Origin of the sequence: Streptomyces sp. NPDC017991, assembly GCF_044328075.1 — a bacterium.
Classification (GTDB): domain Bacteria; phylum Actinomycetota; class Actinomycetes; order Streptomycetales; family Streptomycetaceae; genus Streptomyces.
In genome coordinates this window covers 120285-144568 of sequence record NZ_JBIRGP010000008.1, presented here as the reverse complement: position 1 = coordinate 144568, position 24284 = coordinate 120285, and the positions used below count along the sequence as shown (strand labels likewise).

The window sequence follows — 24284 nt, the reverse complement described above, 5'->3', positions numbered from 1 at the left end:
AGGGGCAACGGCTTCGAAGCGCATCCGCACCATCTCAAGCATGTTCCTTCCGCGAAGGGCCCTTCATGACCCGGTCATCACCCACCGATGAGCGGGAAGCCCACCCGCCCGGCGAGCCCGACAACGCGGGACAGGCCGACAACGCGGAGCAGGCGGACGAGCGGCGGCCACCCGCGGAACTCTTCCGTGACCTGCGCACCTCTCCCTCGGGCCTCTCCAGCCGGGAGGCGGCCCGCAGACAACTGGTCTACGGGCCGAACGTACTGACCCGATCCGGCGGCAGGCGGTGGCCGGGCGAGCTGCTCTCCCAGTTCACCCAGCCCCTGGCCATCCTGCTGGCCTGCCCTCGCTGCCGTCCTGGCATGGGCCGGAGGAACACCGGCACTCTCGGTCGCCGTTGTGGCCGTGATCCTCCTGAACGCCGGATTCGCCTTCGCCCAGGAGATGCAGGCCGAGCGGGCCGTGGAGGCGTTGGCCGTGTTCCTGCCGCCCACCGCCAGGGTCGTGCGCGACGAGGTGCGGTGCGAGATCGCGGCCAAGGACCTCGTGCCCGGCGACATCCTCGTCGTCCGGTCTTCAGCGGCACCACCTGCAGCGGTGGCGAGGCAGAAGCGGTCGTGACCCGGACGGGCATGCACACCGAGCTGGGCCGCATCGCCGCGTTGTCCCAGCGCGTACACACGGAACGCAGCCCCCTGGAGAAGCAGGTGCGGCGGGCCACCTGGACCGTCGCCGTCGTCGCTGTCGTGATCGGCGCGGCCTTCCTGCCCATCGGGGTCGCCGCCGGGCTGGGCTGGGGCGCGGCCATCGGCTTCTCCATCGGACTTATCGTCGCCAACGTCCCCGAAGGGCTGCTGCCGACCATCACCCTGGCCCTTGCCGCGGGGGTACGGGAACTCGCGGCGGGCGGAGCCGTCGTCAAACGCCACTCGGGAGTCGAGACCCTGGGATCGACGACCGTGATCTGCACGGACAAGACCGGCACGCTCACCGAGAATGGGCGGCTTCCTCTTCACCCTCTGGCACGCCGGCTGGAGCCCCGGGGATCCCACAGGAGCGGTACCCCCCTGCACCAGGCATATCTGGAAGCGACGACCTCACTTCGTCGGCATCGTCGCCTGCCGGATCGGCACCGCGTTCGCCGCCCGAACCGACCGCGCCTCCCTGTTCACCGTCGGCGTCTGGACCAACCGCCTGCTCCTGTGGGGCATCGCCTTCGAGCTGGCCTTCACCGCGGCGGTCGTGTACGCGCCGCCCCTCCAGCACATCTTCGGCACGGCAGCCCTCAGCCCCGCTCAGCTCGCGGTCGTCGCACCGTTCCCGCTCATCGTCTGGGGAGTCGACGAAGTCCTCCGCCGGGTCCGCCGCCATCGCGACGCAACAAGGGCCGCGACACTCAGTACGTCCGTGACCTCACGCCTCGTAGAGGGGCGTATGGCAGAACAGGCAGGGTGAGCAGCAGCATCAGGACTCAGGACTCAGGACTCGACCGCACCCGCCTCGAACCGAGCCGGGTCCCTGCCCTGCTGCCGTTCGAGGGGAATTACCTCGCTGTCGAACGCACGAAAATCTATGTCGGCCGGAGTAGACATTCGATGGTTGGCCTGGTTATGGTTTCTCTCGTAGCCCAGAGAGACAGCAGGGCCTGGCAGACACGAACTGCCGGGCAGCAGTGCGTAGTTGCAGTGTGTAGGACGGTGCGGTGGTGGAGTTCCGAAGCCAGGGTTGTCGCAGGACGGCGACGGGGCTGACGACCGGACCGGGTGGCCCGCAGTGATCAGGGGCCGCCGTGAGCAGTACCGCAGTGGCAGTACCTCGGTGAAGGCGTCGGCTGCGGGCGCGCGCACCGGGAGGTTCGGCAGTGGGGTTCCAAGCCAGAGCAGACGCAGGACGGGCGACGGGGCTGGCTGCCGAAGAGTGGCGCTGACGCAGGCCACTGAGCAGTACGCATCACCAACAGTACGCAGTATCAGCAGTACGCAGTACCCGCTCAGTAGGTAAGTGATTGATCCCAGAGGGAAGAACGGAGGAGCCGAGCGCCATCAGGATCGCCCGGGCGGAAGTCTTGAGCCCGGGTACCGCAGGACATCGATAGTGAGGTGGTCTCCGGTCGAGCAACCGCGATCCCAGCACACCCGACAGCATTCCGGTCGGGTCTGCGGAAACAGAAGGCCGGCGCAGTACCAGGGCCGGCAGATGGTGTAGCAGTTCCTTCGGGGCCCTGGTGCCATTGGCACCAGGGCCCCTCCACGCGTTCCACAGAGAGGTGCGATGACAGCAGACGACTCCTACGGCCGACTCGACGACGAGGACTACCCCGCTTACACCATGGGCCGGGCCGCCGAACTGCTCGGCACCACGCAGGGCTTCCTCCGCGCCATCGGCGAAGCCCGCCTCATCACCCCGCTGCGCTCCGCCGGCGGACACCGCCGCTACTCCCGATACCAGCTGCGCATCGCGGCCCGTGCCCGGGAACTCGTCGACCAGGGGACTCCCATCGAGGCCGCCTGCCGCATCATCATCCTCGAAGACCAGCTCGAAGAAGCCCAGCGCATCAACGCCGAACACCGCCGCACAGCCGGAACACCGAAACTGACGCCCACGGCCTGAGGCGGCTGGGCCCGGCGCGCTCAGAGCCGGCTGTCGGCGCCGTACGGGGCGTACAGGTCCAGCAGCCGGGTCCGGGCGGAGCGGAGTCGGTGGGCGAGCACGTCACCGACCCACCGGGCGATGGTGCTGCCGATGGCCGGGTCTTCCTGGCACATCAGCCGAACTGCCGCGGCGTCGAACTCGTACGCCCGCACCGGTGTCGTCGCTTCGGCGCCCAGGTGCCAGGCGTGCGGGCTGAACAGCCAGGACACTCCGACGAGTTCGTTGTGCCGCAGGGTCTCGATGGCGGCCGCGCGGCGGCCCGGCACATGCATGTCGAGTTGGACCGTGCCCGTGCGGATGATCCAGAACCGGTCGGCCCGGCTGCCCTCCTCGAACAGGCGCGTCCCTTGCGGGAAGGAGACCTCGCGGGCGAAGCGCATGAGCCGCAGCCGGTGCTCGGCAGACAGCGCGCGCGGCAAGCTGGGTGTGGGGGCGGTGATCATGGCGTGCCTCCCGACGGGACGTGGGAACTGTCAGGACCAGCGTGTGCCCGAGGCCCGGCGGTGCCCTATGGGCCACCCGGTCCATCGGCCGGGCCGCTCGGCTCCGAGCAGGGGACTTCCGGCATGCTGCGGCGCCGGGAACTTGGTTGTTCCATGAGTACGTGAGACGACCCACTTGGTGAAGGGGCGAGTTCCGGGTACCTGCCTCGCTTCCTCCTGACCGCTCAAGGTCGTCGGCGGATCGGACTGCTCGCCCCTTGCCTTGCCAGGTCGGTAAGGAGGTCGACCGTCTTCGATCAGGCGGGGAGCCGGCTGCACACCATCAAGGCCGTACTCGTCGCCAACCTGGAAGACCGAGCCATGCGCATCGTCATCGCTCTCGGCAGCAACGCCCTGCCGCACCGAGGTGAGCCCCCCCGACGCGGCTGTTCAGGAGGCGAACAGCGACCGGGTGACCACCGCGATCGCCGCCCTCGCCCACGACCACGAGATCGTCATCACCCACGCCAACGGCCCCCAGATCAGAACATCCTCGTCGTACTCGCCGAAGAAACTGGGCTTCTTCTAAGGGCGAAAGTGCCTGCAACCGAACTGAGTTGCCCCGTACCTGGCCCGGATCTTGGTAGCGCGTGTGACGTCGGCGTGGGAGGCCCGGGGTCCGAAATGGTGCACGTAGTCAGAACAGGGTGCATGGGGCTGGGCCGGTATCACCGCGGGGCCCGAACCGGCAAGGCCCCGGCCGCGCCGTCACTTTGTGAGTCCCACGGTCTGTGTGTGGTCTCCGCGCCGGACGTCTTCGCCATGAGCGAGGACACCGAGGAGACTCACGTGCTGTCGGAGCGGCCGGCGAGGGACCGGGGGTGGGACGTCAGGTTCGCGGCCGCCGCCTGCCCCACGCAGGCCATTCAAACTGGACGAGGGCGAGCCGAACGAGCCGCACGTCATGTGACGGTAGCGCGGCAGGTGACCGAACGTCCGTGCCCTGCACCGGTGGTGCCTGGGTCACGCTACTGAACGTATGTCCAGACGCGTCCGGCATGCTCGGACGGTCGCAGTCACCGCGCTGGGCACGCTGATCCTGGATCGAGCCGCTGCTCACCGCGTTGCGGACCGTGGCGGTAGGTGCTGCAAGTGTGTGTCATCTGATGGACGCACCCGCTGGTAACCGCGTCAGTAGGGCAGGCCCTCGGAGGCCGCGCGGAGCGCGGCGATGAGGCATGTGGCGATCTCGGTTCCTGATGCTTCGGGGGCTTCGGCGTATCGGCGGGCGAAGTCCTCCGCCGCGGCGCGCAGCGCGCCGTTGAAGGTCGCCGCGTGCACCTTGATCCGCAGGTCGTCGGCGCTGGTGCCGGTTCGCCGGGCGAGGAGTTGTCCGAGGACGGGCAGGGCGTCGTCGTGGGCCTGGAGCCAGACGGCGCGCAGCGCGGGGTCGGTGGAGGTCATGCGGATCAGGTCGAGGACGACCGGGGCTCCCTCGGGCAGTTCGCCGACGCGCAGGGATCGCGTGACGAAGTCCAGCAAGCCCGTGTCTGCCGGCCAGTGACGCAACTGTTCAACGGCGAACTCAAGCCCCGCGGAAAGCAGCGGCAGTACGCAGCTCTCCTTGGTCGGGAAATGGCGCCACAGGGTTCGGGACGAAATGCCCACAGCCTGAGCGATCTGTTCGCCCGTCGTACCCGCGACGCCCTGTGAGGCGAACAGACGGACAGCTTCGTTGGCGATCGCGAAGCGGAGCTCCGCCTTGCGCCGCTCGGCGAGCGACGGCCTGGCGTCCGCTTCAGCTATCGATCCCCGTCCCGCGGGCGGCGCTCCGCTCACCCTCGCCCCCGCTCTCCGCTCATGTCAGCGCAGCATAGCGAGTCAGCTGAAAATGACACACGCAGACGTCTTGTCACTCAGTGACAGGCAGACCTACGCTGCCGTAAGTGACTGGCGGGTAACAGGCCCTGTCTCCCCGTGACCGGCGTGCACGGCCGGCTCGAAACGGTCACCTGTCGAACGGCATTCCACCCCACCGAGGAGCCGCTCATGTCCACTCCCAGCAGGCGCGTCCTGCTCACCGCCTCCGCGGGACTCGCAGCCGCGAGCGTCCTTGCGCCCCCCACCGCCTCAGCCGCACCGGCCCGGGTGAAGACGGTCCGCGAGGAACACCGGGCCGTGATCGTCGGCTCGGGCTTCGGCGGTGGCGTGGCCGCGCTGAGACTGGCGCAGGCCGGTGTGCCGGTGACTGTCCTCGAACGTGGCCGGCGGTGGCCGACCGGGCCGAACGCGGACACCTTCCCTCGCGCGTCCGGTGTGGACAAACGGGCGTTGTGGTACGGCACCCTCCCCGAGGCCGTCCGGCCGCTCGCCCAACTCATCGGTACACCGCTCGACTTCACGCCGTACGTAGGGCTTCTGGAACCGATACTCGGCCAGAACCTCCTGGGGGTCTGCGCGGCTGGAGTCGGTGGCGGTTCGCTCGTCTACCAGGGCATGACGCTCCAGCCCTCCGAAGCGGTTTTCAACACCTGGCTCCCCCCGGAACTCGACTACCGGCGCATGCGCGAGATCCATTACCCGCGGGTCGCGGCCATGCTCCAGGTCGCGACGGCGCCGGACAAGCTGGTCGACTCGTCCCACTACTACGCGGCGAGAGTCTTCGCGGAACGGGTCCGCCGGGCCGGATACGGCCTGGAGAAGATTCCGATGCCGATCGACTGGGACTACGCCCTGGCCGAGCTGCGCGGAGAGATGAAGCCCTCCTACACGAACGGGGACTGCGCGCTCGGCGTCAACAACGGCGGCAAGCACTCCGTCGACGCGACCTACATCCGCCAGGCCGAGGCGACCGGGAAGGTGACGGTCGAAACGCACCACAACGTCACCTCTGTGGCGCGGGCGGCGGATGGCCGTTGGACAGTGCACGTCGACCGCACCGACGACACGGGCCGCGTCGCCGAGCACAAGATCCTGTCGACCCCGGCCCTGTTCATGGCGGCCGGCAGCATCAACACCAGCAAGCTTCTCGTCCGCGCGGGAGCCACGGGCGCCGTTCCCGACCTCCCCGACGGTCTCGGCGAGGGCTGGGGGACCAACGGTGATCGCATCTACGCCTGGACGAACTTCCAGGAGGACTTCGGCGCGGAGCAGGGCGGCCCGGTCGTCTACGGCAGCAAGGCGTGGGACGACCCCGCCACCGCGAACACCATCATCCAGGCTTCCATACCGCCGATGGGCCTCAACTCCCGTACGACCATGCTGGTCGGCTTCGGGGTGAGCGCAGACCGCGGCCGGTTCCGCTACGACGCCGCAGCCGACTCCGTATCGCTGCACTGGCCCTCGGGCGGCGACGCGGCCAGTCACCGGAACATCCAGCGCCGCGTCACGGAGGTATCCAAGGGCCTCGGCGTCCTCACGGACACGAACGCCCTGGTCAACACCACCTGGCACCCACTGGGCGGCGCACCGATGGGAACGGTGTGCGATCTGGAAGGCCGGGTCGAGGGCCAACGCGGCCTCTACGTTCTCGACGGCGCGCTCATCCCCGGCACGACAGGAGCCTGCAACCCGTCGATGACCATCGCCGCTGTCGCCGAACGGGCGATGGACGCCATCACCGCCCACGATGTCGGCGCAATCATCTGACCAGTGAACTGAACGAGGAGCCCAGGTCGAGCCGCAAGAGATCCCGTTCCCGTTCCACCCTCACCACCACCGCGGCGACCGAGCCCATCGTCTCCCGTTGGGTCACCATCCCCGCCTTCTACGCTCCGCCTTCCCAACTGCCCGCCGTCAACGGTGCCTTGGTTCGAACCGAAGAGCTGCCGCTCGGACTCAGCATCCCGGGCCTGGACGGGCGCCCGATGCCGGGCGCCATGGGACAGGGCGATCAGTGCGCGCCCTCCTACGCTCCCGCGCTCCCGATGTGCCACTCGCCGGAACGTACGCCGGCGCGCCCCCGGCGGATCTGACCGCGGTCATGAAGGGTATCGACGGCAGTGCGCCCGCCGGTGCTCTGGCCTGGTCGATCAACGGGTTCGCCCAGGCCGACCCCGACCTGCGCGCGGTCGTCGAAACGAACATCAGCGCCACCGGCAGGGCCGCCCTGGCGGACGCGTCGACCATGTGTGTCGGCGACGCGCTCTTCGGCTACGGCTTCACCAAGAGCAGGCTCAAGCCCTCCGGCCCGGTGCGCGTGGCCACCGGCGTCCAGGACGACATCGTTCCCCACACCCAGGCTCGGCAACTGGCCTTCGACTGGTGCAACAAGGGCGCCGACGTCACCTACGACGCCATCATGTTGCCGAACCTCGGAGACAAGATCCTCACCAACTGCCGGTCGATGCCTGTCCAGCCCTGACAGCCCACCACATCCCTCACCGGTCGTGTGTCGTCCGCCGCGGCAACGCTCCGGCGGACGAGGCGCGGTGTGACGAGGCACGGTGTTGCGAACGGGGAACCGACACGAACATGTCCCACAGCGCAGCCGTTGACCGGGTGGTGATGACGGGTTCGAAGCGCCTGTGTGCGCCGGAACCGTCGGCGCGCCGTCGGCCAGGCGGGTCCTGTGCTCGCGGCCCAGCCGGGCTTGACGCGTGCCGGTCTCGTGGACGAGGGGCTCGGAGAGACTCGCCAGCAGCGAACTCGGGGTGTGCGGGGACGCGGTGAGGGCCCGAGTGGGACGGTCCGGAGCAGCGCCCAGGAGGCCGAGCAAGTTGGTGCTGTAGCCGTGCGGCAGGACGACGGCCGCGAACAGTTCGTTCCGTCCGATCGATCGCCAGCTTCGCCTCGGCGAGAGAGGCGACGGTCCTCCACTCCACCGACCTATGCGGCTCTCTCGCATTGCGGCGCTTCTCCTTCTATGCTGACCGTAAAGCAGGACACAAGTCCTCTTTTTCAGGACTGGAGCCGTCATGAGTCCCTCCGACGCTGCGACCGGCCGACCGGTCGAGCCCAGGATCGAACGCTCTCTCACCCTGCATCTGCGCGGCGACTGGGGCACCGCGAACCTGCACCGGGTCTGCGGATGGATCGCCCAGGAACTGGCGGACCGCTGTGGGCCCCACACCCGGATCGCCACGTGGAACAGCAGGGGCTTCAGTGACGCGGTACGGGCCGTGGGCCGGGGAGAGATGCAGGTCGCCCTCACCACACCGACGGCTTTCGCCGCCGCGGCGCTCGACGGCCGCGGCGTCTACGCGGACGAGTTCTTCCCGGACCTGCGCGCTCTCGGGGTGGTGCCGCAGTGCGACCGCCTGGTCGTGGCCGTGCACAAGGACCTCGGCGTCACCACCTTCGCCGAGCTGCGTCGGAGCAAGCCTGCTCTGCGGCTCGCCACCTCGGTCCATGACGGCGTCAACCACGTGGGATTGGCCGCCCACGAGCTTCTGACACGTGCGGGCGTCGACGTAGTCGGCTGGGGCGGCGAACTGCTGGAGGACGAGCGGCCGTCCGAGTCGTTGGACCACGCGACGGAGGGGCGGGCGAACGCCATCGTCCATGAGGCGATCATGCTGCCCGCGTGGCAGGAGATCGGCCGTCAATTCACCTTCCTCGAAGTCGAGGACGACGTCCTGGACAGCCTCCATGGCGACTTCGGCTGGCCGGGCTGTCGTCGACGACGAGTACTTCCCCGGCCGGGCGGCCTTCAAGACCCTCGACTTCTCGGACTTCCTCGTGTGTACCCGCGCCGACCTGGCCGAGGACGTGGCCTATGCCATCGCCTGGGTGCTGGGGGAGACGCGGCACCTCATCGAAGGGCAGTACCGGCACCTGGCTCCGGAACGCAGCCCCATCACCTACCCGCTCGACCCCGTCACCATGGGCAGGACCACGATCCCCCTGCACCCCGGCGCCGCCCGCTACTACGACGCCCTGCCAACGCCATGCTCGCCGCGCGCGCCCGGAAGGGCTCCGACGCGCTGCACCTGCACAAGGTCGCCGTCCCTGAGCCGGGACCCCAGGACGTCCTGGTGAAAGTGGCCTCCGCAGGCCTCGCGCCCGGGATGATGACCCTGCTCGCCCAGGGCGCCTTCAAGCACCTGCCCACCACGCTCGGGCACGAGGCCGCCGGCACCGTCGCCGCCGTGGGCGGCCAGGTGGAGGGGATCGGCATCGGCACCCGCGTGCGGGTGCACCCCAACCTCAACTGCCGTACCTGCGGATACTGTCGCTCCGACCGGGACATGATGTGCCCGCAACAGGCGATGATCGGACACGCCGCCTTCGGTGACGTCCCCATGCCGCTGTACGACCGCTACCACGACGGCGGACTGGCCGAGTACATCCGGGTACCGCACTGGCTCGTCGACACCCTGCCCGACAGCGTGTCCTTCGACGTCGGCGCCAAGGTCCACGACCTCGCGAACGCCATACGTGCCCTCAAATGCGCCGACCTGCCGATGGGCGCCACCCTCGTGGTCACCGCCACCACCGGCACCATGGGCACCGCCACCGTCAAGCTCGCCCGGCACTTCGGCGTCTCCCGTCTCATCCTCGTCGGACGCAGCGCCGAGCGGCTGGACGCGGTCCGGCCGCTCGCAGGTGACGTACACACCGACGTCGTGGCACTTGAGGAACTGCCGTCGAACTGGGCGAAGGAAGGCGGCCTCACCCGCGCCCTGCGCGCGTCGGCCCCGCAAGGCGCGGACGCGGTCCTCGACTTCGTACCGGAAGGACCCGCCACTCCCCAGGCGCTCGCCGCCCTGGCAACCGGCGGGAGCCTCGTGCACATGGGCGCCAACCGCAGCCCGCTGCTGTTCCCGATGGCCGCCGTCATGGTCAACTGCTGGCGCCTCGTCGGCACCCGCGCCTGCACGCGCACGGACGCCCAGGAGGCTCTCACCTTGCTGCAACGAGGTGCGCTGGACGCGGAGGAGCTCATCACCCACCGCTACCCACTGGCCGCAGCGAACGAGGCCGTCGCCGCGCTGCGGAACCGGACGGAACCGATCTGGATGGCGGTGGTCAACCCGTGACCGCGGCTCAGCGGCTCCCTGTACTCGTCGTGGGCGGCGGTCCTGTCGGCCTGACCGTGGCGAACCTCCTCGCGGCCCGCGGCGTGCCACTCGTCCTCGTCGAGCGCAACGCCTCCACCAGCGATGAGGCCAAGGCCATCAGCCTGGACGACGAGTCCCTGCGGACCCTGCAGACGGCAGGTCTCGCGGACAAGGTCCTGGAGGTCGTCGTACCGGGCACCGGAACCCGCTACTACGACCGCAAGGGCCGGCCGCTCTTCCACGCCCGCGGCCCACAGCCCTACCGTCTCGGCTTCCCGTTCAAGAACCAGTTCGCCCAGCCCGAACTGGAAAAGCTTCTCCTGGACGAGTTGAAATCCCGTCCCCAGGCGGACATCCGCTTCGCCACCGAACTGGTCACCGTGACGGAGAATCCCGACGGCACCGGCGCCACCGCCGCGATCCGGTCACCCGGTGACATCGTCACGGAAGATCTCCAGGTCAGCTGGGTCCTGGCATGTGACGGAGGCCGCTCCACCGTACGAGAACTCCGTGGGATCGACATGACCGGCACCAGCCACCAGGACGTCTGGCTGGTCGCCGACACCACCGGCGACCACCACGACGAGCGCTACGGCATGCACCACGGCACCCCGGACCGGCCCACGGTGATCGTGCCCGGCCGCGGCGGACGCTGCCGTTACGAGTTCCTCCTGCACCCCGGGGAGGGCGAGAAGGGAGCGAGCCCCGACTTCGAGACCCTGCGCAGACTCGTCGCGCCCTACCGTCCCCTGACCGAGGACCAGGTGGAACGCTGTACCGCGTACACCTTCAACGCCGTCGTCGCCGACCGGTGGCGCGACGGGCACGTCCTGCTGCTCGGTGACGCCGCGCACATGATGCCGCCCTTCGCCGGCCAGGGGCTCAACTCCGGTGTCCGGGACGCCGCGAACGTCGCGTGGAAGATCGACGACGTGTGGCACGGCCGTGCCGGACAGAGCCTGCTCGACACCTACGAGGCGGAGCGGCGCCCGCACGCCACCGCGATGGTCCGCTACTCGCAACGACTCGGTGACGTCGTCATGACCACCGACCGTCGCCGTGCCCTCCTGCGGGACATCGCCACCCGGACTCTCCTGCGCATACCACCGGGGCGCCGCTACCTCACCGAGATGCGGTTCCGTCCCCACGCGCGGCACGAGGCCGGCCTGGTGGTCGGAGACCACGCGCTGACGGGCACCCAGCTTCCCCAGCCACGGGTCCTGGTCCCGCCGAGCCTGCGCCCCCAGTGGTTCGACCAGGTTCTCGGCCGGTCCTTCGCTCTGCTGGGCGTCGACGTCCCGGAGACTGCCTGGCAGCGCTTCGACGGAACCCACTGGCCGGACGGCGATCTCGACATCCGGTGCATCGACGTGCTGCTGGACGACCGGCTGCCCTCGGCGACGGCAGGCCGCAGAGCTGTCGCGGACGCGGACGGCCGCCTGGAGGAAGCTCTCGCCGGTGCCCGCAACCGGTTCGTCCTGGTCAAGCCCGACCGTTACATCGCTGCCGTCATGGGCCCCGACGACATTCCCGCCGTCGCCGAGGCATTGCGCAGAAACACCCGGTGACCTCGATACCGACGACGACGACGGCCGCCGTACGGGGCTACGAACACGGCGGCCCGCAGCAACTCGTCCACGAACAGCGGCCCCTGCCCGCCCTGGCCCCCCACCGACGTGCTGGTGGCCGTCGACACCGCCGCCGTCTCGGGCTGGGATCTGCTCGTGCTACGTCCCATGCGCGTGCGGAGATCGACGCCGCCGGCTCCGCACGCTGGGGCGGGCCTCAGACTGACGTTTCGCGGACGCACGCGTTGCGGGTCTCGCCCAGGCCCTCGATGACGGTCCGCAGGATCTGGCCCTCCTGGAGGTAGACCTTGGGGTCACGCCCGTCGCCGACACCTCCGGGCGTGCCGGACAGGATCACGTCGCCCGGCAGCAGCGTGATGATGTCGCTGACGTACGCGACGATGTCGGCGATCCCGAACAGCAGGTCCGACGTGCGGGAGGCCTGCATCACCTCGCCGTCCACCTCGCAGCGGATCCCCAGGTCCGGTTCCTTGCCGCCGAACTCGTCCGTGGTGACCAGCTCGGGCCCCAGGGGCGTCGTCGCCTCGAAGGTCTTGCCCGCAAGGAACTCCCGGGTGCGGCGCTGGTACTCGCGTACGGTCACGTCGTTGGCGACGGTGTAGCCGGCCACGGAATCGAGGGCCTCGGCCTTCGGGACATGGCGGGCGGCCCGGCCGATGACGAAGGCCAGTTCCGCCTCCCAGTCCACGGTGTCGCTCACCGTGGGCAGGATGACCTGGTCACCGGCACCGATGAGGGAGCCGTCGTACTTCGCGAACAGCGTGGGGTGGCGCGGGGTGTCCCGTCCCATCTCCTCGATGTGCGTGGCGTAGTTCAGGCCGAGACAGATGATCTTGTTCGGATGCGGCACCACCGGGGCGAAGACGGCCTCGGCGGCGTCGACGCGCTCGCTTCCGGCGGTGGCGCCCGTCCGGGCCCAGTCATCACCCGAGTTCAGCAGCTCCCCCACGTTCGCGTGGGGGAGCACGACGTAGGAGTCCCCGTCGCGCCGGGCGGCCCGGGTTCCGTCGCTCGTCCGCAGAGTCGCCAGTCGCATGTCCGGTGCACCTCTTCCTTCATTGACTGATTCCGGGGTCGATCGTACTCTAGTTTCGAAAACTAGGACGTGTGTCCTGTAAAGCGAGACACGAAGGAAGTGGTGTCATGGCCATCACCGGACTCGGTCACACGGGGCTGTGGGTCTACGACCTGCCGAAGATGCGGGACTTCTACGACCGCGTCATGGGGCTGAGCGTGACGGACGAGGACGAGGGTCTGCAGATCGTCTTCTTCAGTGCGCGGCCCGATGAGGAGCACCACGAGTTCGTGCTCCAGGCCGGACGGACCTCTCCCGTCGGCGACAAGCAGCAGCACCAGATCTCCTGGCGTGTGGAGTCGATCGAGGACATCCGAACCTTCCACCGGCGCTTTGAGGAGGAAGGGGTCGAGGTGCAGCAGGAGGTGACGCACGGCAACGCCTTCGGGATCTACTTCTTCGACCCCGAGGGGAACCGCAACGAGGTCTACCTGCGCATCGAACGGGACGTGCGGCAGCCCTTCCGCAAGACCATCGACTTCACCCTCCCGCCGGAGGAGATCTACGCGGAAGCCGAGCGGCTGCTGAGCGACGGCGGCGCCGCGTACCAGCCGGTCCAGTAGCTCGCCGAGATACGGGAGTATCGCCGCCTTCTCCCACCGGGTGCCGCAAGAGGAAGTGCCGCACCACATCGAGAGCGTGCGCCAGGCGGCCGAAGATCTCTCCGGTCGAGCGGCGCGCATGGGGATCGGCTGAACGCGGAAAGTCGGACACGGTACCCGTACGATGTCCTGCATGACAGGACGTAAGTCAGAAAAGGCTGCTCCGGTAGGCCAGTACCGGGAACGCAACTCGACCGCGGACCGTGCGCTGGACATCCTCGGACTGTTCTCGCAGGACAGGCTGTCCCTCTCCGGCCAGGAAGTGGCGACCGCTCTGGGAACGGCCCGTTCGACCGCCTACCGCTACCTCCAGAGCCTGGTCGGTAGCGGGTTCCTGGAAGAGGATCCCCAGGGCGGGTTCCGGCTGGGTCTGCGTGTTCTGGAACTGGCGCGCCTGGCCCGTCGGGGGTACGGGCTGTCGGAGATCGCCCTGCCTCTGATGCGGGAGCTGTGCACCGAGGTCGGCGAGACGGTACTGCTGACCCGCCGTGCCGGAGGCGCCGCCATCTGCGTGGAGCGATGCGAGGCGGAGCATCCGGTGAGGATCTCGTACGAACGCGGCAGTGTGCTCCCTGCCAACGCCGGGGCCTCCGCCCTGGTGCTGCTGGCCTGGTTGCCCGAGCAGGAGTGCCGTGAACTGCTGGAGGCCCAGAGACTGCAGCGGTTCACCGCGCGCACGATTACGGACGTCGATGACCTCATGGAACGGCTCGCTCAGATCCGCCAGGACGGGTTCACCGTCAGCCGGGGCGAACTCGACGCCGACATCCTCGGGATCGCCGCCCCGATACGCGGATCGTCCGGGGCCGTGGTGGCCGCGCTGAGCATCGCCGCACTGGAGCACCGGGTCCCGGACCGACGGCTCGACGAGGTGGTCGCGGCGGTCCGCCGTGCCGCTGAACTCATCAGCGGCGAGCTGGCGGTCGTCGGGGACTGACGAGGACATCCTCGCCGGGGGGCAGGCGCCGGCATGAGCGCATGCCGTCACGGTGACTGTGTCACAGGCCGGTTGTGCTCGCGTCGCCGCGCGGCCGGCCAGATCTAGGGTGGACCTGGTGCGGATCGAGTTGTAGCGGGGTGATGTCCGTGAGCCCGCGCTGTCGCCGGCGCCAGGTGAAATCCTCCGGGAGCAGGTCAGGTGCTGTGGGAGCCGGTCATCAGTCCGGCCAGGTCGTCGGGCTTGATGAACGAGGGGGGCGGGGGCGGCCCCCAGTTGAACAGTCCCTTGACGCCCTCGAAGATTTCCGGCTTCCACAGCTGGTCGTCGAGGATGCAGTCCAGGTCCGAGTAGTACTCGGAGAAGTTGCCGGCGGGGTCCTTGAGGTACCAGAAGAAGTTGGAGCCGGCGTGATGGCGGCCCAGACCCCAGACGTGGCGTTCGGGGTGGTCCTCCAGCATGGCCGCGGCACCGCGGCCGACCTCGTCCACGTCGTCGACCTGCCAGGAGGTGTGGTGGAGGAACGCCACCGGCGCGGCGAGCACGAGGACGTTGTGGTGATCGGTGGAGCAGCGCAGGAAGATGCCGACGTCACCCATCAGGTCGGACACCTTGAACCCGAGGCCGTCGCGGAAGAAGCCGCTGGTGGCCTCGAAGTCGGTGGTGCCCAGGACCGCGTGGCCCAGCTTCCGGGGCCGGACCGGGCTCTCGCGCAGCAAGGCCGGGGCGCGGGTTCCGATGCGTTCGGTGCGGCCGGGACCGTTGTAGGGGGTGGGCGGGGTGACCGGCTGTGTGAGGCGGGGTTCCACCGTGAGAACGGCGCGGACGCCGGTGATCTTCTCGTAGGCGGTGAGGGTGCCGCCCTCCCGCTGGGCGGAAACACCCAGCCGGTCCAGCCGGGCAGCGGTGGCGGAGAGGTCTTCGGGGGAGTCGACGCCCACGGTGATCTCGACGAGCCGGCGCGTGGGCGCGTGGACGACCTGGAGCTGGCGTCCTCCGTCACGCGTTCCGAACCAGCCGTCCCTTTCGGGCGTGAGCCCGAAGTCGGTGTAATAGGCGGCGGTCCGGGCGGTGTTGGGGACGCCCATGACGATCGAGGACAGACGGTGCAGGGCCATGTGAACTCCTGAACTCCTGAACGCGGGAATCGCGTGGTCGTGGGTGAGCCGGCTCAGGCGCGGAAGCTCTGGCGGAGCTCGCCGATGCCCTGGACGTGGCTCACGAGAACGTCACCGTCGGTGAGCCAGCGCTGCGGAGTGCGGCCCATGCCGACACCCGCGGGCGTGCCGGTGAAGATGACGTCACCGGGCAGCAGGGGAAGGACGGCCGACAGCCGGGCCACCAGAGCGGGCACGGAGAAGATGAGGTCCCTGGTCCGGCCCTTCTGCACCTCCTCGCCGTTGATCGAGCAGCCCAGTTCGAGGTCGTCGCTGTCGGCCAGAGCATCCGGCGTGACCAGGTACGGCCCCATCGGGGTGAATCCGGGGAAGGACTTGCCCAGGCCGAACTGAGGTGCCGGACCGGTCATCTGGGTGACGCGTTCCGAGATGTCCTGGCCCACGGTGAGGCCCGCGACGTACGACCAGGCGTCGTCCTCACCGACCCTGTGGGCCGGCTCGCCGATGACGGCGACGAGCTCGACCTCCCAGTCCGTGTGGCCCCCTTCGGGGAGCCGGACTTCGCTGACCGGGCCCGTGATGCTGGAGACGTACTTGGTGAACACGGGCGGCAGGGTGGCGGGGACCGCGAAGCCGGATTCATGGGCGTGCGCACGGTAGTTGAGCCCTACGGCGAGCACCTGACGCGGAGCGGGGGAGGGAGAGCCGAGGTCCGTGGCCGCGAAGGGCCGCCCCACGGGCAGCTCGGCGCTCGCGACCCACGTACGGAAGGCGGTCCAGCGCTCATAGACCTCCTGCGGGTCGGGACCGAACCGGCCGTCACTGGCCTGCGCGACGTCGACGGCCATGTCGTCGTCGGTGACGATGACGAGACGGCCGGACAGATTGGCGGTACGCACGTGCTGCTCCTCTGAGGGGGTGGGGGTGTCGTGCGGCTGGTCACACGAGGGGGGTGATCTTCTCGTCGATGCCGAGCAGAGCCTTGCCGTACACCTCGAACGCCACCGTCGGCGCGGCTACCGCGTGCCGGCCCGCGGTGTTGGCGTCGCGCCAGATCCGCTGCAGGGGATTGACGTCGGCGAAGGAGCCGGCGCCGTGCACACTGACGAGGGTGTTGATCGCTTCCAGCACGTTCTGGATGGCCCAGCCGGTGTCCGCCCGCACCCGGGCGCGCTGGGTGAAGCCGAGGTACGTGCCCTGCTGCGCAGCCTGATCGATCTCCGAGGCGGCGCGCCGCGCGTGGAGCGTGGCGGTGTCGATCCGCAGGGCCGCCTCGGCGATCTGCAGCTGCACGGCGACCGACTCGGCCTGCGTCTCGTAGAAGGTGTACGAGATCGGCTTGCGGGAGGCCTTCTCCGTGACGTACTCAAGTGCCGCGCGGCCCAGGCCCAGTTGAGGGCCGGCCAGGACCAGGGCCAGGATGGGCACGAAGGCCGACCGGGAGAGGACCTCGTCCGTGTGCTCTGTCGGATACCGGCCCTCGATGGCGGCAGGCACGGACATGACGCGGTGCTCGGGCACGAAGATGTCCTCGGCGACCAGACAGTTGCTCGCGGTGCCCTTCATCCCCGCGACGAACCAGGTGTCCTCCAGGGTGAGGTCGCTGCGGGGGGCGAGCGCGAGCCCCTGGTCGACGACGGCGCCGGACTCGTCGGTGAGGGGGACACCGAGCACGGCCCAGTCGGAGTGCGAGGAACCCGAGTTGTAGTACCAGCGGCCCGAGACCTGCCATCCGCCGTCGACCCTGGCCGCCGTGGCGGTCGGGCTGAGCACCCCGGTGACCCGGGCGTCCGGGTTGGCGCCGAACACGTCGTCCTGGGCTTTGGAGGGGAAGAGGCTGGTGAGCCAGTTGCAGACGTTGACGAGGGTGACGACCCAGGAGGTGGAGCCGTCGCCCTCGGCCAGGGTGGCCGACACGTCGAGCATGGTGCGCATGGACGTCTGGTGACCGCCGTACCGGCGTGGAGTGGCGAGCTTGAACAGACCGGCGTCGGCAAGGGCGTCGATCACCGGGTCGGGTATCCGACGGCCGGTCTCCGTGGACACCGCGTGTTCACGCAGCAGTGGCCGCAGGGCTGCGGCGCGGGCGACGAAATCCTCATGAGTCGTCATCGGTGTGCGCTCTTTCTGTCATCGGCGGGACAGAGGTCCCTGGTCTGCGGGGGAGGCGGGTCAGCGGGCGCAGGCCGCGACGTGTTCACGGATCGTGCGGCGAGGGCGGTCGGCCAAGGCGGAGTGGGTGCCGAAGGTGCGGTGTCCGTAGACCAGGGGCGCAGCCGGCGTCGTCTCCACGTGCGTGACCGTGCCGAGCACCAGCAGGTGGTCACCGCCCTCCACGGTTTCGGTCACCTCGCACACCAGCCAGCCCGGGGCCGAGCCGAGCTTGGGAAGACCGTGGTCGAAGTGCCAGTCCACGCCGGCGAAGCGATCGGTCCCACGGCGGGCGAAACGCAGGGCGAGGTCGTCCTGGGTCCAGGCGAGGATGTTCACGCCGAAGCGTCCGCTCGTGGTGATCCGGGACAGGACCTTGGACCCGCGGTCGAGAGCCACGGTCACCATGGGCGGCCGCAGTGACAGCGAAGCGAAGGCGCTGACCGTCGTGCCGTGAGGGAGACCGTCTGCCGTGGCCGTGACGATCGTGACCGGGGCACAGACACCGGCCATGAGATCGCGGAATGCCTGCTCACCGAAGGAGGGGATCATCAAGATCTCCATTCGTCATAATGATTATGGTGATGCTGCATCCGGGTTACATGAGACGTCAAGAGGTGGGACTGTATTCGCCATAATGATTCTCGGGATTCTCCGGATTCGGCCGAAGGGTGGAGTGGCTGTGGCGGCGCGTAAGGGAGATGCTCGGCGTGCGGGTGCGGGTGCGGGTGCGGGTGCGGGTGCGGATGCGGATGTGGGCAGGGTGGTCGACCCGCCGGCCTTGCGGCGCGCCGAATGGGGGCAGGCCGGAAGCGCGTCTCGCGCCGAGGTCGCGGCGGACGCGGTGGCCGAACTGGCCGCGCGCGTCACGCCCGGCACGCGTCTGGGTACGAAGGACGAGCTCCGGACCCGTTGCGGGGTGTCCGTCGGGACGTTCAACGAGACGCTGCGCCTGCTGCAGACCCGGGGGGTGGTGACCGTGCAGCGTGGGCCGGGCGGCGGCCTGTTCGCCGCCGAGCAGACCCCGATGGCGCGGCTCGCCCACTCCGTTCTCGCCCTGGACGCCGCCCAGGGAGACGTGGCGGAGGCGCTGCGTATTCGCAACGCCCTTGAGCCGCTGCTGTGGCAGGACGCGCTGTGGCATGCCTCGCCGGCCGACGTCAAAGACCTCCGTGGGTGCCTGGAGGGCATGGCCGCCGCTGCGGCCTCGGGGGACGCGGACGATTTCGTCCTCGCCAACTGGCGGCTGCACGCCAGGGTTGCCGACATCACTCCGAACTCTCTTCTGTGTTCCCTCTATGTGGCCCTCCTGGAGTTGGTGGAACGGCATGCCCTGACGGTCCGGCCGCAGACCGGTGTTTCCCTCTCGGAGCACATCCGTGACCGCTGGAGGCTGCATGCCGCGATGGTCGACGCACTCGACAAACGGGACGAGGAGACGCTCCTGCGGCTCGTTGTCGAGCACGACACGACCGCGGCCGTCGGCGAAGGGTGAGGCGGGGGCGGTATCGGCGACCATGGACAACACCCGACTGCGCTTGCGTGTCTTGCATAGAAGGACCATTGTCCTGCTATCCCGGTCAGGTAGCCAGATGCGGGTAGGTCTTTTCAACTGTCGGAGGTCTCGTGTCGCGCGCCGAGCCGAGCCTGGAGCGGATCGAGGAAGCAGTCACTGATCTGCTTCGTACCGAGGAGATCGCGACGCCGGCAGTGCTGGACGGGCAGGGAGCTCCGTCCGCGTCCGCGATGGACATCGCCGCCGACGGCCTGCGGGTCTACACGCACACCTTCACCCGGACCCGAAGGCGCTCGGAGATGGTCGCGGACGAACGGGTCGGCCACGTCGTGAACCACCTTCCGCCCGGCGGCTACGACGAGCGCTTCAAAACCCGTTCCCTCCAGGTCAAGGGGCGCGCGACCTTGGTGGTCGATCCGGCCGAGATCGCCTCCCTGTGCCCTGTGCAGGTGGTGGCTTTGCCACAAGGTGCAACTGACCCCGGAGCGGCGACTCAGTGGCTTCGGCCCGGGTGCGGCTGGGTCGGCAGCACTCGGACCGGAAGGTCGGGCGGGGACAGCTTGAAGCAACTGACGCTTATATACGAACAGTTGGTCAACAGCAGGATACGGCCGCCTTTGTCGGGCGCGGGGCTCGTACGGTGCCGTCCTGGAGGGTGGCGCGGGTGCGGTGGCGCCGACTTTGATGGCCCGGCGGGCTGCGGGCTGCGGGCTGTGGGCTGCGGATCCGGAGACGCCGGGGCCGTCCTCGGCTGCGGCGTTCAGGTCGGCGACGGTATGGATGGTGGCGCGGGCCGTCTCGACATCGAGGAGGTCACGGATGCCGTTCCGGTTGCGCGCGGCACAACCGGCCGATACGGAAGTCCCCAGATGGCCGTACTGAATCGCGAGAGCGACCAAGCCGCCGGGGCGGCGGGCGATGTGCCAGGCCAGGCTTCTGTGGAACGGGCCTCAAGGCCCAATCCGTCAGCCCGCATGACCTGGCGAGATGCTTGAACCGAGCTACTGGGCAAAGGCAAGCGAACAGCCCTCGGAGCGTGCCTTGTAGGGGAAGTGGCCGAGCTGCCCGAATCGTCACCCGCATGGTCGGGAACCAGTGGGAAGTCTGGCTCAACGCGCAGCCCACGCATACCGGAACTCACACCATGTCTCCTTGCCGCCGCTCTCCCAAGCGTCTGAGATCGCATCGACAAGCCGGAGTACGACTTCTCCCACAGCGCGACCGCGGCGTTGGTGCCAGCCCCGAGACGGCCAGCACAACGACCCCCCGCCACCGGCTCCGAAACACGGCACCGCCGCAGGAACTCCCCGGCTGTCTGCCGCATCTCCCCAACTTTCGAGAGACCAGGGAGAAAGGCCGCCTGGCAGCCATGGGTGCCGCCGGTATGCCTGCCCCCGCCGATTGTGCTGCGCCGGTCATCGTGAACCGACCTCGCACATGACACGCCTGCTGTGGCGGCAAAGCCTGCCGTCCTGCCCCTCCCGCCTTCGCATCGACTCCTCGATCAGGCTGTCGGCATGGTTCCGCGCCTCGGCCAGAAGGCCCCGGAACAGCTGATATCAGGTGGGATAGCAGTGGGACATAACGGAAGTTACCCCGCGCTTCCCCCCCATGGCTCAGATGCAGGCCAGGAAGGGCGCCCGACAGGTGAAATGCCTGTTCAGGCGCCCTTTCTTCGCGTCTAGAAGAAGCCCAGCTTCTTCGGCGAGTACGACACGAGGAGGTTCTTCGTCTGCTGGTGGTACAGCGCTGCCGGGTCTCTGACCTGCAGGGAGCCTTGCGGGAGGGGCAGTGAGCGGCTTCGTGGTCCGCGAATGGTCCGGATCTTGAATCCTCGGCCGCGTCGGAACAAGGGCTCCCATGTCGGGGCCGGAGACATGGCATGCCTCGGTCAATCGGCATATGAGGGAAACGCATTGACCGAGGAGGCCATTCCTGTGTAATCGAGCGGCCGGCAGGTCTCGCCGTGGCGCCGGCGTTCTGGTTGAACGCCAGCCCGACCTCCGTCACTGTCAAACCGTGCCCCGCCCGCGGCCGCACGGCGAACCGGTCGGCCGCGTGCCCGCGAGGCGTGTGGTCCCGCAACTCCGGCCGCTGCGAGACGATTGCGAGGTGATCCGCCCCCCGGTACCCGGTGGCGAACCACACCCGCATCCGGCCTGCGACAGGGCGACGCGGTCGACCAGCCCCTGTGAGCGGAGCTTGGCCAGCCGCCGCCTCGTCTGCTCCGTCCGCACCCCAGGGGCGGTGAGCAGGTGCAGCTGCTTCGTTGTCGCCATCGGTACTGCGCGAGTACCGCCAGCGCCTGCCGGTCCCCGCCGCCCGCGTCCACCTGCCTTTCCCGGGTGTGACTGGCGGTCAACCCGCGCGGAGGGGAACACCCGTAAGTGATCTTTCCATCCGCATGGTGCTGTGACGTGCTGGAGTTGGGTGGTTGCCGTTGGTATCGAGCGGTTGGTGAACCGACGAAGGGATGACGATGAGCAGCACACGTGCCGAGGGTTCCACCTCGCCGATCAGTACGGTTGTGGGGACCGGGGCCGCGGGGCTCAAGGGGGAGAACGAGCCGGCCGTTTCGGCTCAGCTGAACCGCCCCTACGGGATTGCGGTGGACAGCACCGGCATCGTCTACGTCTCCGACCACCGCAACCACCGCAACCACCGGGTCCGCATGGTCACCGGGGACGGGAAGATCACCACAGTCGCCGGCAGGGGCACAGGGGGCTCCGGCGGTCACGGAGCCCTGGCCCTGTCGGCCCAGCTGAACAACCCCATCGGGCTCGCGGTGGTCTGCTTCGGCACCCTCTGCATCGCCGACCACGCCAACAACCGGGTGCGGAAGGTCCCCTCGGCGAAGATGGCCGGGCTGCCAGCCTCAGGGCACAGTAGTCTCCTGGGCCAACACGCGCAGCAGGCTGAGGGTGGGAGTGCCGCGGGAGTCCACGAAGGACGGCGCGACGATCCATCAGTCCCTCGCCGCCCCCAGGTCCCATCAGCAGTGGCGTCTGGTCGTCGCGGGCCAGGACGAGGGCGAGGTCCTGTACCGGATCGAGAACCTGCGTAGCGGCAAGGTCCTGGAGGTTGTCGCAGGAGGGACGGCGGACGGGGCGGTGGTCGCTCAGCGCGCCTACGAGGGAAGCGAAGCGGGTCACCAGCAGTTGAGGCTCATCCCCGCAGGCCTGGTGACCGACACGGTGTACAAGATCGCGAACCGCAACAGCGGCCTGCTTCTGAGTATCGACACCAACGCGCCTTCGGCGATCAAGCAGTACGGGTCGCACCTCGACCACCTCGACCGGCAGTGGCAGCTGCTCCCCGTGTGAGGCACAACAGAAGGAGTCAGGGGCGACGATCGACACTGACCCCTTCGCCATGTGCGCTTACTGGGCGTCCGATGGCTTGTCGGCGGTTGCCTTGGGTGCCTTGGGCGGTTCCTCCGCCTTGGGGGCTGCCGGGGCCTTCGGGGCCTTGAAGTCGCTCCTATTCGACTTCTCCAGGTCCTCGTCCTTCTGCAGGTCGCCGTGTTCGGTCACGGTCGTGCTCGACTCCTGCATGCCGGCGGCGGCCGCTGTGGCGACCGAGCCCGGATCCTGCGCGTAGGCGGCCTGCGCGTCGGCGGATGCCTGAGTGGTCTGGATGAAGGAGCCGATAAAGCCCAGGACGGCTCGCGCTTCGGGTGACTGCTCCTGCACGATCTTCGCCCGGTTCGAAGCGCCGTGAATCGCGCTCGTGAACAGGCTCGTGCTCGTGTCGTCGTCCGCGTCCTCGAAGTCGACACCCGCTCCGGGCTGGTCCTTGTCGCGGTCAGGGATCGCCGAGAAGAGCCCTGCGCCCTTGCCCGCGGAGCCGAGGATGTTGTCGAACACCATGCTTGTCACCTCTCGTCGTCGTAACGGCGGTGCTGCCCGCCGGTCAGGGCTGCTTGTACGGGGCGCGGTCGCTGCCGGTGAGACTCTCGCCGTCGAACATCGTGTGGTGGACCTCCGGAGCGGAAACGACCTCGGCCAGCCCCTTCATCCGGAACCCGCCGCCCGCCAGATCCAGGTCGCCGATGTCGCGGGCGACCAGCAGATCGAGGCCGGGATAGGAGTCCGGTTGCGGGGAGACAGCACGGCCACGGGCACGTCGTACTTCACCGCGAGCAGCCCCGAGAAGATCACCGGGATCTCGTAGGAGTACTGCTTGCGGGCGCGGCGCTGCGTGGCGATGGTCTCCACACGCGAACCCGGCGGGACTGCGCCGGAGATCTGCGATTTCGAGGCCCAGCTGGTGTTCAGGGAACCGCCGACGGAGGCCGCGATGCCCAGCGCCAGCGCGGCGTTGAGCGCCGCGGTGCCGGAGGCGCTGCCCGTGGTGGTGAAATCCACCGAGCCGGCCATGGAGGCCGACGCGGAGTTCGTCGCCCCGTTGGTCACCGACGTGTCCACGGTGTTGGCGTTGTCCACCCCCATGCTGTCCTTGCTGTTCTTGTTCGTCACCGTGTTCGCGTTCTTGTTCGACATCTCGTTCTTCAGCTGCGTCCCCAGCTGCGTCTGCAGGTTCAGACCGAGCTTGCGCTGCAGCTGGAGCTGCGCGCTGAGGCTGCCGCCGAAGGTGAGCTTGGTGTCCCCCGACAGTGACCACGTGGCTCCATTCGACACGGAGAAGTCGACCGCGTCGGTGAACGTCATCGCGGACTGGCTGCGGTTGACGTAGGCGCGTGAGGAGAACGTGTCCGGCGGGGGCCGGGTGATGTTGCGCCGCTCCTCGATCAGCGGTTCCCCGAGGTTCATGTGGGCGAGCCACCCCCGCTGGAACGCCGTTCCGCGGAAGGTGCCGAAGCTCGACTTGTTCACGGAGAACCCGACGGGCTTGTGCTGCCCGCCGTAGTCGTCGACGTAGACCAGGTTGGGGTGCTCCAGGACCGACTGCCAGGTCTGCTCGATGTTGAGTTCCCGCAGGTTCTTCTTCGTCAGCGGCTGGCGCTTGGCCCGTTCCAGGTTGTACGCGTTGGGCGGCAATTTCTGTCCTCGACTGATTCGGCCGAAACCACACTCGATGAAATAGCAGCAGGGATCTGCACACGCTCCGGAAAGCGAAACTAACAGGGACCTATCTCCCGAAAGGGAAACTTCGGACACTCGAACCCCAACGGGTGACGCAATTACGTTTGCATCCATGATCACCCGATCGATGATCATCTGACGTCCCACCTTGGTGTACTGGCCTCGAATGTTTCCAC

Annotated in this window: 19 protein-coding genes and 6 pseudogenes; 16 read left to right on the top strand and 9 right to left on the bottom strand. The window is 68.7% G+C overall.

Annotated features, from left to right (window positions below; translation table 11 throughout):
• Nucleotides 1-65 precede the first annotated feature (65 nt).
• From ACH4DZ_RS23870 to ACH4DZ_RS23850, 5 genes and pseudogenes are all read left to right on the top strand, one after another.
• A pseudogene (locus ACH4DZ_RS23870) lies at nt 66-329 on the top strand (cation-transporting P-type ATPase); the annotation flags it as partial.
• 76 nt (nt 330-405) lie between these two features.
• Nucleotides 406-621, top strand: a complete 216-nt coding sequence (locus ACH4DZ_RS23865; RefSeq protein ID WP_398289321.1) for a hypothetical protein — start codon at nt 406-408, stop codon at nt 619-621.
• Nucleotides 522-842, top strand: a pseudogene (locus tag ACH4DZ_RS23860) (cation-transporting P-type ATPase); the annotation flags it as partial. The gene ACH4DZ_RS23865 and the pseudogene ACH4DZ_RS23860, both read left to right, overlap by 100 nt.
• Before the next feature lie 154 nt (nt 843-996).
• The gene (locus ACH4DZ_RS23855) at nt 997-1455 is read left to right on the top strand and encodes a cation transporting ATPase C-terminal domain-containing protein (RefSeq protein WP_398289320.1); all 459 of its coding nucleotides are present in this window, start codon (nt 997-999) and stop codon (nt 1453-1455) included.
• Between the two features lie 816 nt (nt 1456-2271).
• Entirely contained in the window at nt 2272-2610 is a 339-nt protein-coding gene (locus ACH4DZ_RS23850) for a MerR family transcriptional regulator (protein WP_398289319.1), read from the top strand.
• Between the two features lie 20 nt (nt 2611-2630).
• On the opposite strand, the gene ACH4DZ_RS23845 is transcribed toward ACH4DZ_RS23850, so the two are convergent.
• On the bottom strand, nt 2631-3095 hold the full coding sequence (locus ACH4DZ_RS23845; protein WP_398289318.1) for a Crp/Fnr family transcriptional regulator: 465 nt from the start codon (nt 3093-3095) through the stop codon (nt 2631-2633).
• A 360-nt stretch (nt 3096-3455) separates the two neighbouring features.
• On the opposite strand from ACH4DZ_RS23845, the pseudogene ACH4DZ_RS23840 reads away from it, so the two are divergent.
• A pseudogene (locus ACH4DZ_RS23840) lies at nt 3456-3618 on the top strand (carbamate kinase); the annotation flags it as partial.
• A gap of 140 nt (nt 3619-3758) precedes the next feature.
• Nucleotides 3759-4109, top strand: a complete 351-nt coding sequence (locus tag ACH4DZ_RS23835) for a ferredoxin (protein ID WP_398289317.1) — start codon at nt 3759-3761, stop codon at nt 4107-4109.
• A 156-nt stretch (nt 4110-4265) separates the two neighbouring features.
• On the opposite strand, the gene ACH4DZ_RS23830 is transcribed toward ACH4DZ_RS23835, so the two are convergent.
• Nucleotides 4266-4913: a TetR family transcriptional regulator gene (locus ACH4DZ_RS23830; protein WP_398289316.1), complete on the bottom strand. Its 648-nt coding sequence runs from the start codon at nt 4911-4913 to the stop codon at nt 4266-4268.
• 210 nt (nt 4914-5123) lie between these two features.
• Between ACH4DZ_RS23830 and ACH4DZ_RS23825 the strand changes: the two genes are divergently transcribed.
• From ACH4DZ_RS23825 to ACH4DZ_RS23810, 4 genes and pseudogenes are all read left to right on the top strand, one after another.
• Entirely contained in the window at nt 5124-6722 is a 1599-nt protein-coding gene (locus tag ACH4DZ_RS23825; protein ID WP_398289315.1) for a GMC oxidoreductase, read from the top strand.
• A gap of 86 nt (nt 6723-6808) precedes the next feature.
• A pseudogene (locus tag ACH4DZ_RS23820) lies at nt 6809-7410 on the top strand (lipase family protein); the annotation flags it as partial.
• 580 nt (nt 7411-7990) lie between these two features.
• Nucleotides 7991-10054: an alcohol dehydrogenase catalytic domain-containing protein gene (locus tag ACH4DZ_RS23815; protein ID WP_398289314.1), complete on the top strand. Its 2064-nt coding sequence runs from the start codon at nt 7991-7993 to the stop codon at nt 10052-10054.
• Nucleotides 10051-11643 carry a bifunctional 3-(3-hydroxy-phenyl)propionate/3-hydroxycinnamic acid hydroxylase gene (locus ACH4DZ_RS23810; protein WP_398289313.1) on the top strand — a complete coding sequence of 531 codons (1593 nt, stop codon included), beginning with the start codon at nt 10051-10053 and terminating at the stop codon, nt 11641-11643. Before ACH4DZ_RS23815 ends, ACH4DZ_RS23810 begins: the two co-directional genes overlap by 4 nt.
• A gap of 217 nt (nt 11644-11860) precedes the next feature.
• Here ACH4DZ_RS23810 and ACH4DZ_RS23805 read toward each other — a convergent pair whose 3' ends face one another.
• On the bottom strand, nt 11861-12700 hold the full coding sequence (locus ACH4DZ_RS23805) for a fumarylacetoacetate hydrolase family protein (protein ID WP_398289312.1): 840 nt from the start codon (nt 12698-12700) through the stop codon (nt 11861-11863).
• A gap of 107 nt (nt 12701-12807) precedes the next feature.
• Here ACH4DZ_RS23805 and ACH4DZ_RS23800 point away from each other — a divergent pair, with 107 nt between their 5' ends.
• Nucleotides 12808-13302: a VOC family protein gene (locus tag ACH4DZ_RS23800; protein ID WP_398289311.1), complete on the top strand. Its 495-nt coding sequence runs from the start codon at nt 12808-12810 to the stop codon at nt 13300-13302.
• A 172-nt stretch (nt 13303-13474) separates the two neighbouring features.
• Nucleotides 13475-14278 (top strand): IclR family transcriptional regulator, encoded by an 804-nt coding sequence (locus ACH4DZ_RS23795; protein WP_398289310.1) that lies wholly within the window; start codon nt 13475-13477, stop codon nt 14276-14278.
• 197 nt (nt 14279-14475) lie between these two features.
• On the opposite strand, the gene ACH4DZ_RS23790 is transcribed toward ACH4DZ_RS23795, so the two are convergent.
• The 4 genes from ACH4DZ_RS23790 to ACH4DZ_RS23775 are packed head-to-tail and all read right to left on the bottom strand — an operon-like array spanning nt 14476 to nt 18111.
• Entirely contained in the window at nt 14476-15396 is a 921-nt protein-coding gene (locus tag ACH4DZ_RS23790; protein ID WP_398289309.1) for a VOC family protein, read from the bottom strand.
• A gap of 53 nt (nt 15397-15449) precedes the next feature.
• On the bottom strand, nt 15450-16295 hold the full coding sequence (locus ACH4DZ_RS23785; protein WP_398289308.1) for a fumarylacetoacetate hydrolase family protein: 846 nt from the start codon (nt 16293-16295) through the stop codon (nt 15450-15452).
• Between the two features lie 40 nt (nt 16296-16335).
• Nucleotides 16336-17508, bottom strand: coding sequence for an acyl-CoA dehydrogenase family protein (locus ACH4DZ_RS23780; RefSeq protein ID WP_398289307.1), 1173 nt, complete (start codon nt 17506-17508; stop codon nt 16336-16338).
• Between the two features lie 60 nt (nt 17509-17568).
• Nucleotides 17569-18111 carry a flavin reductase family protein gene (locus ACH4DZ_RS23775; protein WP_398289306.1) on the bottom strand — a complete coding sequence of 181 codons (543 nt, stop codon included), beginning with the start codon at nt 18109-18111 and terminating at the stop codon, nt 17569-17571.
• A gap of 199 nt (nt 18112-18310) precedes the next feature.
• Here ACH4DZ_RS23775 and ACH4DZ_RS23770 point away from each other — a divergent pair, with 199 nt between their 5' ends.
• From ACH4DZ_RS23770 to ACH4DZ_RS23760, 3 genes and pseudogenes are all read left to right on the top strand, one after another.
• Complete coding sequence (locus tag ACH4DZ_RS23770; protein ID WP_398289305.1) at nt 18311-19042, top strand: FadR/GntR family transcriptional regulator; 732 nt, start codon at nt 18311-18313, stop codon at nt 19040-19042.
• Nucleotides 19043-19173: 131 nt separating this feature from the next.
• Nucleotides 19174-20058, top strand: coding sequence for a pyridoxamine 5'-phosphate oxidase family protein (locus ACH4DZ_RS23765; protein ID WP_398289304.1), 885 nt, complete (start codon nt 19174-19176; stop codon nt 20056-20058).
• A gap of 1520 nt (nt 20059-21578) precedes the next feature.
• Nucleotides 21579-22386, top strand: a pseudogene (locus ACH4DZ_RS23760) (RICIN domain-containing protein); the annotation flags it as partial.
• 57 nt (nt 22387-22443) lie between these two features.
• Here ACH4DZ_RS23760 and ACH4DZ_RS23755 read toward each other — a convergent pair.
• Together ACH4DZ_RS23755 and ACH4DZ_RS23750 are read right to left on the bottom strand one after the other, a co-directional pair.
• Nucleotides 22444-22932, bottom strand: coding sequence for a hypothetical protein (locus tag ACH4DZ_RS23755; protein WP_398289303.1), 489 nt, complete (start codon nt 22930-22932; stop codon nt 22444-22446).
• Nucleotides 22933-22975: 43 nt separating this feature from the next.
• Nucleotides 22976-24063: pseudogene (locus ACH4DZ_RS23750) on the bottom strand (hypothetical protein).
• Between the last annotated feature and the right edge of the window lie 221 nt (nt 24064-24284).

Excerpts from the sequence above, each read along its gene's own strand:
- ACH4DZ_RS23855 (WP_398289320.1), top strand. The coding sequence starts at position 997 with ATGGGCGGCTTCCTCTTCACCCTCTGGCACGCCGGCTGGAGCCCCGGG.
- ACH4DZ_RS23850 (WP_398289319.1), top strand. The coding sequence starts at position 2,272 with ATGACAGCAGACGACTCCTACGGCCGACTCGACGACGAGGACTACCCC.
- ACH4DZ_RS23845 (WP_398289318.1), bottom strand. The coding sequence starts at position 3,095 with ATGATCACCGCCCCCACACCCAGCTTGCCGCGCGCGCTGTCTGCCGAG.
- ACH4DZ_RS23835 (WP_398289317.1), top strand. The coding sequence starts at position 3,759 with ATGGTGCACGTAGTCAGAACAGGGTGCATGGGGCTGGGCCGGTATCAC.
- ACH4DZ_RS23825 (WP_398289315.1), top strand. The coding sequence starts at position 5,124 with ATGTCCACTCCCAGCAGGCGCGTCCTGCTCACCGCCTCCGCGGGACTC.
- ACH4DZ_RS23815 (WP_398289314.1), top strand. The coding sequence starts at position 7,991 with ATGAGTCCCTCCGACGCTGCGACCGGCCGACCGGTCGAGCCCAGGATC.
- ACH4DZ_RS23805 (WP_398289312.1), bottom strand. The coding sequence starts at position 12,700 with ATGCGACTGGCGACTCTGCGGACGAGCGACGGAACCCGGGCCGCCCGG.
- ACH4DZ_RS23800 (WP_398289311.1), top strand. The coding sequence starts at position 12,808 with ATGGCCATCACCGGACTCGGTCACACGGGGCTGTGGGTCTACGACCTG.
- ACH4DZ_RS23795 (WP_398289310.1), top strand. The coding sequence starts at position 13,475 with ATGACAGGACGTAAGTCAGAAAAGGCTGCTCCGGTAGGCCAGTACCGG.
- ACH4DZ_RS23790 (WP_398289309.1), bottom strand. The coding sequence starts at position 15,396 with ATGGCCCTGCACCGTCTGTCCTCGATCGTCATGGGCGTCCCCAACACC.
- ACH4DZ_RS23780 (WP_398289307.1), bottom strand. The coding sequence starts at position 17,508 with ATGACGACTCATGAGGATTTCGTCGCCCGCGCCGCAGCCCTGCGGCCA.
- ACH4DZ_RS23775 (WP_398289306.1), bottom strand. The coding sequence starts at position 18,111 with ATGGAGATCTTGATGATCCCCTCCTTCGGTGAGCAGGCATTCCGCGAT.
- ACH4DZ_RS23755 (WP_398289303.1), bottom strand. The coding sequence starts at position 22,932 with ATGGTGTTCGACAACATCCTCGGCTCCGCGGGCAAGGGCGCAGGGCTC.